This window comes from Sporofaciens sp. JLR.KK001 (genome assembly GCF_036941055.1).
Lineage (GTDB): Bacteria > Bacillota > Clostridia > Lachnospirales > Lachnospiraceae > Sporofaciens.
The window spans coordinates 3,242,468-3,256,764 of record NZ_JAYMNO010000001.1; the positions used below are offsets into that span (position 1 = coordinate 3,242,468).

Annotated in this window: 15 protein-coding genes and 1 other RNA gene; 3 read left to right on the forward strand and 13 right to left on the reverse strand. The window is 49.3% G+C overall.

The genetic code is table 11. From position 1 onward, the window contains the following. Window positions 1-16: 16 nt before the first annotated feature. A complete protein-coding gene (pheA, locus tag VSQ62_RS16745) occupies window positions 17-1,147 on the reverse strand; it encodes a prephenate dehydratase (protein WP_334635926.1) in 1,131 nt (376 codons plus the stop codon). Window positions 1,148-1,263: 116 nt separating this feature from the next. Between pheA and VSQ62_RS16750 the strand changes: the two genes are divergently transcribed. The 3 genes from VSQ62_RS16750 (at window position 1,264) to VSQ62_RS16760 (ending at window position 3,380) form a co-directional block, all read left to right on the forward strand. Next, on the forward strand, window positions 1,264-1,647 hold the full coding sequence (locus VSQ62_RS16750) for a putative ABC transporter permease (protein WP_334635927.1): 384 nt from the start codon (window positions 1,264-1,266) through the stop codon (window positions 1,645-1,647). Between the two features lie 356 nt (window positions 1,648-2,003). Beyond that, a complete protein-coding gene (gene pyrB, locus VSQ62_RS16755; protein WP_334635928.1) occupies window positions 2,004-2,921 on the forward strand; it encodes an aspartate carbamoyltransferase in 918 nt (305 codons plus the stop codon). A 12-nt stretch (window positions 2,922-2,933) separates the two neighbouring features. Then, entirely contained in the window at window positions 2,934-3,380 is a 447-nt protein-coding gene (locus tag VSQ62_RS16760) for an aspartate carbamoyltransferase regulatory subunit (protein ID WP_334635929.1), read from the forward strand. Window positions 3,381-3,472: 92 nt separating this feature from the next. Here VSQ62_RS16760 and rnpB read toward each other — a convergent pair. The 12 genes from rnpB to farE form a co-directional block, all read right to left on the reverse strand. Then, an RNA gene (gene rnpB / locus VSQ62_RS16765) (RNase P RNA component class A) lies at window positions 3,473-3,826 on the reverse strand. A 45-nt stretch (window positions 3,827-3,871) separates the two neighbouring features. Beyond that, window positions 3,872-4,810 (reverse strand): glutaminase A, encoded by a 939-nt coding sequence (gene glsA / locus VSQ62_RS16770; protein WP_334635930.1) that lies wholly within the window; start codon window positions 4,808-4,810, stop codon window positions 3,872-3,874. A 24-nt stretch (window positions 4,811-4,834) separates the two neighbouring features. Continuing rightward, a complete protein-coding gene (gene rnhA, locus VSQ62_RS16775) occupies window positions 4,835-5,308 on the reverse strand; it encodes a ribonuclease HI (RefSeq protein WP_334637693.1) in 474 nt (157 codons plus the stop codon). Between the two features lie 23 nt (window positions 5,309-5,331). Next, window positions 5,332-6,015 (reverse strand): MBL fold metallo-hydrolase, encoded by a 684-nt coding sequence (locus VSQ62_RS16780; RefSeq protein ID WP_334635931.1) that lies wholly within the window; start codon window positions 6,013-6,015, stop codon window positions 5,332-5,334. 82 nt (window positions 6,016-6,097) lie between these two features. After that, window positions 6,098-6,568 carry a MogA/MoaB family molybdenum cofactor biosynthesis protein gene (locus tag VSQ62_RS16785; protein WP_334635932.1) on the reverse strand — a complete coding sequence of 157 codons (471 nt, stop codon included), beginning with the start codon at window positions 6,566-6,568 and terminating at the stop codon, window positions 6,098-6,100. 138 nt (window positions 6,569-6,706) lie between these two features. Next, window positions 6,707-7,123: a hypothetical protein gene (locus tag VSQ62_RS16790; protein ID WP_334635933.1), complete on the reverse strand. Its 417-nt coding sequence runs from the start codon at window positions 7,121-7,123 to the stop codon at window positions 6,707-6,709. 28 nt (window positions 7,124-7,151) lie between these two features. Beyond that, a complete protein-coding gene (locus VSQ62_RS16795) occupies window positions 7,152-8,282 on the reverse strand; it encodes an alpha/beta hydrolase (RefSeq protein ID WP_334635934.1) in 1,131 nt (376 codons plus the stop codon). A gap of 29 nt (window positions 8,283-8,311) precedes the next feature. Beyond that, on the reverse strand, window positions 8,312-8,728 hold the full coding sequence (locus tag VSQ62_RS16800; RefSeq protein ID WP_334635935.1) for a hypothetical protein: 417 nt from the start codon (window positions 8,726-8,728) through the stop codon (window positions 8,312-8,314). 38 nt (window positions 8,729-8,766) lie between these two features. Next, window positions 8,767-9,858 carry an alpha/beta hydrolase gene (locus tag VSQ62_RS16805; RefSeq protein ID WP_334635936.1) on the reverse strand — a complete coding sequence of 364 codons (1,092 nt, stop codon included), beginning with the start codon at window positions 9,856-9,858 and terminating at the stop codon, window positions 8,767-8,769. A 321-nt stretch (window positions 9,859-10,179) separates the two neighbouring features. After that, the gene (locus VSQ62_RS16810) at window positions 10,180-11,355 is read right to left on the reverse strand and encodes a M20 metallopeptidase family protein (protein ID WP_334635937.1); all 1,176 of its coding nucleotides are present in this window, start codon (window positions 11,353-11,355) and stop codon (window positions 10,180-10,182) included. 136 nt (window positions 11,356-11,491) lie between these two features. Further along, complete coding sequence (locus VSQ62_RS16815) at window positions 11,492-12,811, reverse strand: glycine/betaine/sarcosine/D-proline family reductase selenoprotein B (RefSeq protein WP_334635938.1); 1,320 nt, start codon at window positions 12,809-12,811, stop codon at window positions 11,492-11,494. A gap of 12 nt (window positions 12,812-12,823) precedes the next feature. Continuing rightward, window positions 12,824-14,107, reverse strand: a complete 1,284-nt coding sequence (farE, locus tag VSQ62_RS16820) for a fluoroacetate reductase subunit FarE (RefSeq protein ID WP_334635939.1) — start codon at window positions 14,105-14,107, stop codon at window positions 12,824-12,826. Between the last annotated feature and the right edge of the window lie 190 nt (window positions 14,108-14,297).

Sequence of the window (14,297 nt, forward strand, 5' to 3'; positions counted from 1 at the left end):
ATATCACCCGTTCTGTTTAATAATTTCCCAGTATCCGAAGGCTCCTGCTCTCTTCTCTTAAACCCCGGATGGCATTCTTGACCGCCGGATCCGCCAGATTCCCTTCAAAGTCAACGAAGAAACGATATTCCCAGTTTCTTCCCTCCACCGGCCTTGACTCTATCTTCGTCATATTCAGATCATTGTAGATAAAATGTGAAAGCAGCTGGTACAGCGATCCGCTCTCATGGGGCACCTCAAAACAGATACTGATCTTCTTCGCATCCTTAAGGAAGATCTTCTGGTTCGTCACCACAATAAAGCGTGTCGAATTATTGGGGTTATCATTGATATTCGCTTCCAGCACCTCAAGGCCGTGCACCTTCGCCGCGTAGGCGCTGCAGACCGCCGCCTGGCTCTTATCCCGATCCTCCACGATCTTCTTCGCAGCGATTGCTGTGTTCGCCACACTGATCTGCTGCCACTCGCTGTGACTGTCCAGGAACCGGGATGCCTGCATCAGCGCTACACCCTTGGAGTATACCCGTTCAATGTCTTCAAGCCTTGCCCCCTTAAGCCCCGCCAGTGTATGCATGATGGGGATCACCGTCTCTCCTACGATATAGTTCTCGAACTCTACTAACAGATCATACATCTCGTCCACCGCGCCTGCCGTCGAATTCTCGATGGGAAGCACCGCGTAATCTGCCGCCCCCTCTTCGATGGCTTCCATGGCGTCCCGGAAGGTGCGCACATAGAAGCTGTTGCATCTCTCTCCGAAATAATACTGCATCGCCGCCTGGCTGTACGCCCCTTCCGTTCCAGGAAATACGATCCTGGCATTCTGCGCATCCAAGCCCGAAACCTCAATAAAAGGCAGCCTTCCAAGCGCCCCCGCCTTCACAAGCTGCTGATACTCCTGCTTACGGTTCATCGCGATCAACTGTTCGAATAACTCCCTGATCCCCTTCTTGCCAAACTCTGTAGAAACCTTGCCTGCCACATCCTGCAGCTTATCCTTCTCCCGCTGGCGGTCAGCCACCTTAAGGCCGTCCCTGATCTTACATTCACCGATCCTCGCGCCAAGCTCCATCCTCCGCTCGAACAGTCTTACGATCTCGTCGTCGACCTCATCGAGCCTCTCTCTTAGTTCCTCTATCATCTCCATCTGTGTTCTTCCTCTTCTCCGTATTTCTATGCCGTCCGCAGGTTTTGCCGCAAACTATGTTGTATTATAATACATTTCCTGTATAAAATCCACCTTCCTTTGCCATACTTACAGATATGAAGCATAATTTCTTAACCTGCGGAACAACCGGATGGTGTATGGAGATCCTCTTCACCGGGCTCCACTCCTTCAAGGACGAGAATCCCAAACTCACGGGAAATACCTCTATCTGGATGTTTCCCATCTACGGCATGGCAAGCTTCCTTAAGCCCTTATGCCGGCTTCTCAAAGGAAAAAGCCTGTTATTGCGGGGAGGCGTATATACCTGCTGCATCTTCTGCGGCGAATATCTGACCGGCTCTTTCCTTAAGAAATTCGAGGCATGCCCCTGGGATTACAGCGAAGCTCCGCTGAATATCAACGGACTGATCCGCCTGGATTATGCGCCGCTTTGGTTCGGCGCCGGATTATTATTTGAAAAAATCCTCGACAGACATTGAAAATCTTTTGTATTTGGTATATGATATACAAAAGGTTTTCAAAGCAGGAGGATATTACTTGATGTTGATCTTATCTTACGTTATGTTATTTTTATTGTGTTTTTTGATTCCCTGGCTGATCAGTCAGATCATCCGGTTTATTTCTTCTTTTGCTTTTGATCCTTCTTTTATTCTTACAGATTCGTTCATATTAGTATCCCATATAACTATTTTTAATATTTTATACAGAATTCGTATTTTCAGGCGGCTATTGCGTGCTGCCGAACTCCCCTGCTGTCACTGCGGATATGTCTTAGGACAGATTCGCTGATGATTTACATATATCTTAACATATTTACTATCATAAGGAGGTTTTTATGAGACACTTAATGAGCCCACTTGATTTTTCCGTAGAGGAATTAGACCGGCTGATGGATCTGGCGGTTGACATTGAAGCCAACCCTGCCAAGTATGCGCACGCCTGCGAGGGGAAGAAGCTTGCAACACTTTTCTATGAGCCGAGTACACGGACAAGACTGAGCCATGAAGCCGCGATGCTGAATCTTGGAGGAAATGTTATGGGATTCTCTACCGCAGAATCCAGTTCTGCCTCCAAGGGTGAGAGCGTATCCGACACGATCCGCACCGTTTCCTGTTATGCAGACATCTGTGCCATGCGTCATCCCAAGGAAGGCGCGCCTATGGTTGCCTGCCAGCACTCCGCAATCCCGGTCATCAACGCCGGAGACGGGGGACACCAGCACCCGACCCAGACGCTTACCGACCTTTTGACAATCCGGAGCCTGAAGGGACGTTTGAATGATATGACCATCGGCCTGTGCGGAGACTTGAAATTCGGCCGCACCGTCCACTCACTGATCCATGCGCTGGTCAGATATCCCGGAATCCGGTTTATCCTGATCTCGCCGGAGGAATTGCGCCTTCCGGGCTACATACGCTTCGATGTACTGGATAAGGGGAATATCCCGTACAAAGAGGTTGTCCGTCTTGAGGACGCCCTTCCCAAGCTTGACCTACTCTACATGACACGGGTTCAGAAGGAACGTTTTTTCAACGAAGAAGATTATGTGCGGATGAAGGATTTCTACATCCTGGATTCCAAGAAGATGGAACTGGCCCCGAAAGACATGTATGTACTCCACCCCCTCCCGCGTGTCAACGAGATCTCCGTCGAAGTAGACGACGATCCGAGAGCGGCTTATTTCAAACAGACAAAATACGGCGTCTACATCCGTATGGCACTGATTCTGACGCTGCTGAATATCGAAGTGTAGGAGGAATACATTATGGTAAAAAATACACTGAACGTTGGACGTATCGAAGAAGGATTTGTACTGGATCATATTCAGGCCGGACGCAGCATGGATATCTACAAATATCTTCACCTGGACAAGCTGGACTGCTGTGTCGCCATCATCAAGAATGCCAAGAGCAGCAAGATGGGCAAGAAAGATATCATGAAGATTGAATGCCCCATTGATTTTATCGACCTGGATGTGCTTGGATTCATCGATCACAATATCACTATCAACCTCATCAAGGATTCCGAGATCGTAGCCAAGAAGAGTCTCCATCTCCCAAAAGAGATCACGAACATTATCCGCTGCAAGAATCCAAGATGCATCACCTCGATCGAACAGGGATTAGACCATGTATTTGTGCTGACCGACATAGAGAATAAGATCTACCGCTGCAAATACTGCGAAGAAAAATACCACGGGAAATTAAAATAAATGATCCCGTGCAAGAATGATACCTTTTGCACCGGAAAATGGGCTGCTGCGGACATCATATCACGCAGCAGCCCATTTTTGATCTGTTTGATCTGGCAAGCAAAACGATAAGCCGGGTTATGTCGTTGGGTAATCATCTATCTAGGCCCACCGTCGCCGATGGGCTCAAGCGACCTACCTAAGACGTGACGGGCCGCCACATCGTCTTTTTCCGGTCTTGCTTCGGATGGGGTTTACATATGCCCCTGCTGTTACCAGCAGGGCGGTAGTCTCTTACACTGCCCTTCCACCCTTACCGTGCGGGTCCCGCACGGCGGTTCATTTCTGTTGCACTATCCTTGGAGTCGCCTCCACCGGACGTTATCCGGCATCCTGCCCTGTGAAGCCCGGACTTTCCTCACCTGCTGCCTTTCGGCTCCTGCAGCTGCGATTACCTGTCTTACTTGCAATTCTCATTATAACAAACTATACCCGCTCCTGGCAAGAGCACATTAATATTCCGGCACATGATCCGCGAACATATGAAGCCTCATCTTAGATGACAACTCCCTCAGAACATGCTGTCCCGCGATGCTGTTCCCCTTCGTATCCAGGGCCGGTCCGAAGATCCCGATCCCCATCCGCTTATCTACCACCGAGAGGATCCCTCCTCCTACACCGCTCTTAGAAGGCACTCCCACCTCCACCGCGAATCTCCCGGAACCGTCGTACATCCCACAGGTCAGCATGATGGACTTGACCGTCTGCACCACCTTACTGTGAAGAAGCCTCTCCCCGGTCAAAGGGTTGATCCCGTCAGATGCCAGCACCAGGCCGAATCCCGAGAGACTTCTCGCCGTCACATTCAGCGAACACATCCGCACATACAGATCCAGACTATCCTCCACGCTGCTTTCCAGTATTCCCTTGCTCTCCAGAAGATATGCGATCGCCTTGTTCCTGGATATGTGCCCCATCTCCGAGTGGTACACCTTCTCATTCAGCGTGATCTCATCATCCATGCAGAGCTTCTTAGTGAATGCAAGCATCCGCTCAAAGCTCACCTCACAGGACAGATGGCTTGCGATGGCGATAGCGCCGGAATTGATCATCGGATTAGACGGATAGTCGCTTGACAGATCCAGCCGCACCAGGGAGTCAAAGGAATCTCCCGAAGGCTCCATCCCCACCCTGTCGAACGTCTTCTCAAACCCGCATCTCTCAAGCGCCGCCGCCAGAGCTATCACCTTCGATATACTCTGAATGGTAAATCTCACATCCGAATCACCACTTACATGGTATCTCCCGTCTCCGGTACAGATACACACACCCAGATATTCCTTGTTCACACGGCCTAGTTCTGGTATGTACGTTGCCGTCTTCCCAAGTTCGATCATCTTTCTCGCATTATTAAGTGCATCCTCTAATATCCTGTCCAATAACTGTTCCATACTCATTCCCCTGTAATCCTTTGTCTACAATCCTTCATCCGTAATCAAGTCCTTCCCGTCGGCGGCCCCCGTCGCCAAGGCGTCGCACCTCTCGTTCTGCGGATGGCCGGCATGCCCCTTCACCCAGATAAATGTCACATCGTGCGGCTCCTTCGCCGTAAGAAGCCGTTTCCACAAGTCTACATTCTTCACCTGTTCATTCTTCCCGCGCTTCCAGCCCTTCTTGATCCATCCGTCGATCCAACGCTGGTTGAACGCGTTCACCACATACTGAGAATCCGAGTATACCTCCACCTCACAGGGGCGGTTTAACGCCTCCAGACCTGAGATCACCGCCATCAATTCCATACGGTTATTCGTCGTCCTCTTGTACCCCTGGGACAGTTCCCTGGTATGCAGCTCCCCCTTCGTATCCACATATTCAAGTACGGTGCCGTAACCTCCCGGCCCGTCCGGGTTCCCTCTTGCCGCACCGTCCGTATAGATCTTCACTTTCATCAGCCTTCCACCTTCTCTCTTCCTCATATCAAAAATACCTGCCCCGGTGCATCCACACGCATGAATCTATCCCTGTAAGGCCCGGATACCGGGCTTGCCAGCAGCTTACTACAGATATCATACTGGCCCCACATATGCATGGGGAATGCATGCCTTGTCTGCGTGTGCCGCATGAAATAATCCAATCCCCAGGCATACTGTTCTTCCTGTCTTGGATCTAACGGGAGAAACGCCGCATCTATCGGCTCCCCCTCCAGCTTCCCTATCTCATGCTGGTATTTGCGGCGCATCATCTCATTATACGCCTTGCTCTCCTCTTCCCAGTGCCACCAGTTCAGATCTCCTCCGTGGTAGATCTTCTTATCCCAAAGCTTCACCAGATAAGCAACTCCCTCATCTGTTGAGCGAAGCGTTTGAATCTCCATCTCATCCAGCTGTATCAGCCGGCGCGGCCCGATATATGTACATTTCCCTTCCGGTCCCCTGTCTTTGATATCATCCGACAGGATATAATGAATGTCTGGATATTGACCCTCCCATTCAAAAATCCGCTTATTAAAATGATCTCCGTGAGCATGGCTTGCAAAGACATAGACCTTCACCCGATTAGAAAACGCAGGAAGCGTTCCCTTATAAAAATCAAAGATCAGAGCCTTATCCCTTTCTTCAATCACGTATCCGCTGTGTTCCAGAAATGTAATCTTCACGCCGCTTTCTCTCCTTATATTCATTATATCACTCTTTATGTCTGTATAATCCGAAATGTCTGATTCACATACATTAGGGAATCTATCCCTCACCTCGTATAATCTCCACCGCATGTGTAAGCTCCGGCAGCAGATACTTCAAAGTCTCCTTAACCGCCCGGGACTTCCCCGGAAGATTCACGATCAGAACATCGCCGCGAATCCCTGCAACGCCGCGGTTCAGCATGGCACGCTTTGTCATCTGCATCGTATATGCACGCATAGCTTCGGGTATGCCCAGGATCGGACGTTCGATCACATCCATGGACGCCTCCGGTACGCAATCCCCAGGCGCACAGCCCGCCCCGCCTGTAGTCAGCACCAGATCGGCAAGCTGCCCATCCGCAAGCCTTGTCATCACCGTCGACAGGACTTCCCTGTCAACAGGCAGGGCCCGCATGAATACAATCTCGTCTCCGGCCTCTTCTATCAATTCCCTGATCGCCTCACCGCTTGCATTCTCTTCATTTCCTCTATATATATCCGTACTCGCCGTAATGATCGCAACTCTCATGACGTACCTCCATTTTTCTAACATCCGCATATTAAACTCATTATACCGTATTCTAAGAATAATGCAAGCAAAAGACCAGAGAACTTATGTCCCTGGTCTTCTCTTGTATATATAGTTTTCAGGTACTTACTGACAATCCTACAGGCTGAACTCCTCTGCATCATCAAGCTCATCATCGAACTCATCCAATACAAACTCTACAAGCTCCTGAGCCGCACTCATATTCTCGCTGTCAGCCTTTACAGAGATCTCTTCCTTCACGATGTTGAGATCTTTGAACTTATCTATTGCATACTGATAAGTCTTGCCAAGCTCATCTGCATCCGTTGAAGTCGGACAAATATATACAACCTTATTCTCTGCACAGTATGCTTTGAGTTCCTCAAGCTTCTCATAGCTCTCGTTGATCTTACCGCCGGTCACATAGATCACCGCCGGACGAGGATTCGCTTTTACCGTCTGCTTTCCAATCAGAATTACGGTTACAACCTTTGTATCGCTCTCCGGGTCAACAATGTAACCCAGACCGTTGTATTCATAAAAGTCTACATTCATAATCTGTACCTCTCCTTTTAGAATCTTCTTATTCTCCGAATTTCTTCTTGAATGCTGCCTTGTAGTCTTCCACTACCCATGGACGGCGCAGATCATACTTGAAGCAGTCCTCGATATTGCTCTCAAAACTGATCGATGCCCTGGTGGAGTATTCATTCGGTTCGCCGCAGTTCTTAATAACGGCCCAGATACCATTGGAGTGATGTGCTCCGCCGTATACATGGTACTCTACAAATGAATGTGCCTTAAGAAGCTTGGTATAGAACTCCACATTCTGTAAGATATCCGGATCCATCTCGCTCTGATACATGAAGGTCGGCGGGAATCCGATACAATCCTCTACGGTTGCGTGGTTCGGCAGCGCCTCAGGACCCACTCTGTTAGAAGCAAAGTTTCTTCCAAGCCAGTTATACAGTCCGTCATGCTGCTCTACAGCGTCCCACATACCCGTATACAAAGAATCGCCGTCTTTTTCACGATCATCCGTCTGAGCGCTTACCACCACGATCCCTCTCGGGCTGTAGCCATATCTCTTAAGCCGGAATGCCGCTGCAAGTCCGAGATGTCCGCCTGTGGAGGAACCGCTGATCACTACCTTATCATTATGGATTCCAAGTTCGTCCGCATTGTTGTACATCCACTTATATGCCGCATGAAGGTCATTGATCGCTGCCGGATACTGTGCCTGCCAGGACAGACGGTAGATCGGAACGATACCTACGCATTTGTGCTCTTCGCACATACGCTCGATCGGATATGCATTCGGATTCAAGCCTGTAAGACCGCCGCCTACAACGTAGAACAGAACACGGTTTTTCCTCTTCTTCAGGTTCTTCGGTTTCACTACCCATACCTCAACCGGAGTATCTGGCTCTTCCTCACATCCCGGAACCTCGAATTTCTCAACGTCACAGGTATGTTCGGTTGACCACCACTGCTCCATATAGGAAGCCTGCCTTGCATTTCCTGCCGCCAGCTTCTCCTCCTGAGGAACAGACGGGCTGTACAGCATTGCAGTTCCCTCATTCAGCTTAGGATCCAGATCCCAGAAATCACGTCCGTCCGGATGTCCCCACTTAGGATCAGTGATATCGATCATACGGCCATCTTCTACGATAATACCATTCTTATTGCGATCGCCTTCAAATTTTTCCCACATGATTGATAATTTCCTCCTTTTTGATATTTTTATAAAGAAAATTCCTCAGCGTCATCAATGTCTGCATCGCACTCGTCAACGAGATAATCTACAACTGCCTGAGCATCATCCATCGTATCCGCATCACCCATAACCGCAATCTCGTCACGCTTTACATTGAGTACTTTGTATTTGCTCTGGATGTAATTGAAAGTCTCTGCAACCTCTTCCGGATCCTTGGAGGACGGACACACAAACACAACCTTATTCTCCTCCGCGTAAGCCTTCAGCTCTTCTAACTTCTCATATCCTTCTACGATCCTGCCGCCGGTGATATAAAGAATCGTTGAACGAGGATTTGTCTTAACTGTCGTCATAGTCGGCGGTGAAGGGATGAACACCTGCTTTGTGTCGCTCTCCGGATCAATTATATTTCCAAGTCCTTCGTAATCATAAAATTCAACCATAATAATCTTCCTCCTGATCTTCAGAATCTTCTGAACTCTTAGTCTTCTGAATTGAACTCTTCAACGGTCCATGGACGTCTCAGGTCATATTCAAACATGTCTACCAGTTCCTTCTCGCATACTCTGTTGAACAGCTGTGCATATGCCGCATCCGGATCATCCTTGTCCAGTACATTCGCAGATGTACTTAAGGAACAATGCTGGCTGCCGCCCCACGCATGCATCTCGCAGTAAACACCTGCTGCGGACAGCTTGCTGATATACTCAGATGTCTGGTCCAAACCATTGTCATTGATCATCGCATGGATGAATGTCGGCGGAAGACCTACACACTCTTCAACCGTAGCACGTCCCGGGAATGCTTCAGCCGGTACGTCTACAGAGTTATTAAGCTTCCCAAGGTACTGGCGTGCAGACTGTGCTGCATCGGATCCGCCCCAGAATGCGGAATTAATGCTGAGTGAACGATACTGCGGCAGCGGACGGTCGTCAATGATCGGAACCCATACCATACATCCGCGAGGTGTAACACCGCGTTTTTTCAGCCTGTGGCAAAGCGCCAGTGAAAGATGTCCGCCTGAGCTGTTACCATGAAGGATGATCTTGTTCGCACTGATATTCAGCTCTTTTGCATGCTCTGCCAGGAAATTATAAGCTGCTTCACAGTCATTTACCGGCTCCGGATACTTTGCTCCCATACACAGTGTACGATAATTCAGCGTTGCAACCGGCACTCCGAATTTGTCTGCCCAGTTCTCGATATCAGCAGTGAAACGGAAGCATGTGGTAAGTCCGCCGCCAGGGATGATCAGGATACATGGGCTGTTTCTCTTATAACGCCATTTCTCCTTCGGAACTGCAACCAACATCTTAACCGGCGGTGCATCCGGCTCGTCAATACAGCCAGGGGCCTCATATTCCGTTACGCGCGACCAGTCATAGTCCGGCAGATAATCTTTAAATCCGTCCTCTGCATGCGCTGCGAAATTCTGTCTCTCCTCAAACGAAAGATCATCATTCAACAGAACCTCTGCGTATCCGACAGAATTGCCCATCAGTGAATAAGCCACTTCAAGTTCCGGGTGTCCCCACTTTGCATCATCACGAATCCTAAATTTCTCAAGTCCCATAAATATAATCCTCCTTCGACTTTACTGTTGTGAATATTTTATCTATCAAATCCTCTAATGATTGATTGTAATACATTCACAAATTCTATAAATCAATCATGCTCTTTTCTATCAGAAAAGTCAACAGGAACTCTCCCAAACTCAAACACTTCAAAAAAATTGTAATGAATTTAAACACTTTTCAAATGTGTCATTTGATTAATTTGTACAATTACCGTCAGTCTCTAAAAATTGTATATTTCTTGAAGATCTCCCCATAATTAAATAAGGAGGTTTTCTATGGAGCCAATTACAAAGTATACAGAGACGGACAACACAGAACTACCCCAGCAGCCGCATCACGATCCGCTCGAAAGTCACCGCCCCTCTCCACATCACATCCTCATCCACATCAAACTGCGGATTATGGTGCGGCACATCCGTTCCCTTCTCCGGATTCGAGGAACTCAAGAAGAAGAACGCCCCCGGCACGATCTGCAGATAATTCGCGAAATCCTCCCCACCCATATTAGGAATCGGGAAATTATCGATGATGTCCTTCGGCTCGAACAGATCGCTTACAGACTCCGCCGCAAGCTCCGCCATCTCCTCATCATTCACCACCGGCGGAGCTCCCCATATAATCTCGCACTCACAGCTTCCGCCGAATGCCGCCGCAGTCGCCACCGCCATCCCGCGGATTCTCTGCGCTACATAGTGTCTGACAGATTCATCCAACGCACGGATGGTACCTTCAAGGACCACCTCATCCGGTATCACATTATACTGCGCCCCTCCTGCAATCTTCCCGATCGTAATGACACTAGCAGAGCTCCCGGATATCTCCCTCGTCTGGATCGCCTGCAGCGACAGGATCAGATGCGCCGCTATATTGACCGGATCAACCCCCTTCTCCGGTGTGGAGCCATGACAGGATTTCCCCCGGATCTTCAAGATAAATTTGTCGAAAGACGCCATACAGCACGCCCGCGGGAAGATCAATGTACCGCTTGGGATCTCTTTCCCCAGGATACTGCCGATATGAAGCCCAAAGACGGCGTCTACACCTTCCAGATAGCCGTTGGCGATCGCGATCTCCGATCCTCTTGAGATCTCTTCCGCCGTCTGAAAGATCAAGCGCACCGTTCCGCAAAGATTCTTCTTCTGAATATTCAGAAGCCTTGCCGCACCCAGGAGGATCGCCATATGAGCGTCATGACCGCAGGCATGCATACACCCCGGATGTACGGATGCGAAAGGGAGATCCGTCTCCTCCTCCAGCGGCAGCGCGTCCATATCTGTCCGAAGCGCCACCGTCCGCCCTCTTCTTCCGCCCTTGATCGTCGCCAGGATACCGCTGTCCTTCTCCGAACATATATAAGGGATCTCCAGACGTTCAAGCTCTTTTACGATATATTCCTTCGTCTTGGGGAGCTCTGTACCAAGCTCCGGGATCTGATGCAGGTCCCTCCGAAGCTTCACAATATATTTTTGAACACTCTCATACTTTTTTTCCATTTTTCATCCTCATCCATCCAATTTCCCGGTAAACCAAAATCAGACAGTATATCCGCCCTGCAGATTGTATGAGAACTTATTCCCGCAATCTGCCGGACCGGTATACTGCCTATCTTATCAGGATATCCCCCTTCTATTACTCATGGATCAATGCATGCTGTCCTTCCTCGGGAGCCTCAGTCAGCATCTTAAGCGCCTCTTCTACCAGCCCTTTACGGAACTTCACTTCCTGTTCTGCCGGAAGAGACGGGTTGCCAAATACATGGAGTACACTGTTGCCGCGAAGGATTCTGTGTGAACCGATACCTTCGGAAATTTTTGTAAGGTTCGTTACATGAATCACCGGGATTCCGGCCCTCTCGATTTCCTTAACCATCACTGCACCGCAGCGAGAACTGGTACCTCATGTGGAGGTCAGGATCGCCGCATCCACCTGGTTATCCAGCAATCCCTGCGCGATTCCTTCACCGAATTTCTTACCCACATCCATAGGCGTCATAACGCCCGCAGTGGTATAATAAGACGTCAGGACGTCCCCGATCTTACCCTCTTTCTTAAGTGCAACGGCAGCATCCACAGGGATCAGACGGTTCGGATCCTGCAGGACAAACGCATTGTTATAGCCCTGATGGCTGACTTCATAATCTGCCGCATCCAGCCTCTCCACGTCTCCAAAGGAGTAATTCTTGAAATACTTGGAGTTGGTGGGAACCATATTGTCCGGATTGCCCTTGGGTACCAGACCTCCGTCCGTTACGAATGCAAGACGGATCTCGCTAAGCGGTTTCTCAAGGACCGGAAGCGGAATATCCTCGTGGTTCGGCATCATAACTTCTGTACGGAAGTTCCTGTGATAGAACTTATTAAGCAGCATATTCAGCCCTCGTGCGGACGCCGGCATAGTATAATCAATATCGATCGCCGGTCCGGAACCGTGGAAGCCCTCTTTCTTACCGTCGCCGATAAACTCACCCTCAGCCAGACGCTTCGCGAAAGCTGCGATCTCCTTCATGGCCTTGCGCATCTTGGCGGCATTATTCTCTGTCTGCAGGATATACGCACGGTCTTTGTAGAGATCTGTTCCGGGATTCTCGGAATAAAGCCCGGTCACTGCCGGGAGTTTTAACTTCTCCGTCACCGCAGCCGCAGCCGCCCCGCAGCCAAGCCCGTAACGCCCCGCATTGAATCCGGGACCCGCGATAAATAGCTGGCCGTTATATTTCTTCACGATCTCAAGGAATTCATTACATACTTTCTCTGTATTTTCGGCAATATAATTGTCGCCGCATATGATCGTTGCCGCGATCTCATAATCATCGCCAAGCAGGCCCCTAAGCAGCAAACCAGGCCCAACCGGCTCTTCCTTCACACTAATACCAACACTGGCCGTATCTTCTCCGCCCATTCCAGCATAGAACTGATTGATATAATGTATGACTCTAATCTTCTCTGCCATGTCTCTTCCTCCTTATTTGCCTGTATTCTCCACAGCATTCGGCAGATCACCGTCTGTTGTCACATAACAGTCACCAAGCTGTGACCAGATTCCCTGATAAGCGAAGTTCGTCGTGTGGGTAAAAGGACCCTGTACATCATATCCCATAAGGCTTGGTACATTGGTCCCTTCTCCGATCACGCGGTCTACCTTCGGGTGCTCTAAGTCATAGTTTCTTCCGCTGTTGATAACCGCATCAATCTTCGGGTCAGAGATTACCAGCATGTCACCCGGCTTATCATTCGATACCGCTGACAGATTCATCACACAAGGCATGCCCATCTTCTCCGCCCAGTTAAATGCCAATGCCTGGTCAAGCTGACAGTGGCCCATACCGGATTTGTTAACGATGACACAGTCTGCCTTCAAGGTCTCCTTAAGAAGTGTAGCCGCGATCATACCCATTGTATCCTTACCGTCAATCTTCATTACATTATTCGTTATCACCATACCCACGAACTCAATATCCTTACCGTGGCGTTTCAGCAGCTCTTTCAGATACACTTCATTCTGCAGATAATAATTCGGCTCCCAGTAACGCCATACCATAGCGCCGTCCAGGATCTCTGTAGGCTGCACTACCATCGGCAGGAAATTCAGCGCGCTCTGCCCATAGAAATGGAAGTTCCAGGTATCATGGGATGCCATATGTACAACCAGATATCCTACCTTCGGAAGCGGTTTGCCGTCCGGTCCCGGACCTACCGGACCCATCTCGAACTCTTCCGTCTCATCCGGCGTCATCTCGATCGCAAGCTTCGCCAGGAATACGTTGATGGTCAGGGACGCATGCTTTAAAGCCTCCGCATAGCTTGCATCACTGACGCCTTCCGCCGGCGCCGCATCAAGAATAATGTGATAATGTTTGGAGAAATGTGTATATTTCGCACATGGACCTCCCATGTCCATATAATATTTGATATTGCATTTTGCATAATAAATGTCAGAGACAACGACTCCCTTAAGAGCAACCGTGCGCCCCTCCCCCATCGGAGCAAGCTTTCCCCAGATTCCCGGATAGGATGTCTCAGGCGCATCTGCCTTACAACGCGGCTGCATAATGTCATGAATCCCTAAGATACGGCAGCTCTCACCCGGAACGGCAAGCTTAATGTCGAGACTTCCGAACATCTCGCTCTTGGCCATATCCGTCAATTCCTCCTTATTCACCGTCAGCACTCCGTCTGTCAAATTGGTAGTCTCGCCAAATTGTACTTTATTCACGCGGACATAATCAATTTGTAACCTCTTACTCATATCCTCTTTCTCCTTTCTCCCTGAGATGTCATACTGAGCGCCAGATCAATCTGCCGTTCCGTATAATGCGCTGCACACAGCCGCACTAAGAATTTTTCCGCTGCGTCCGGCGCGATACCCACGGCAGATTCCATCAGCCATGAGTATATAATAGTTGGATATACTCTGTATTACTTATAATTTTGTCAGA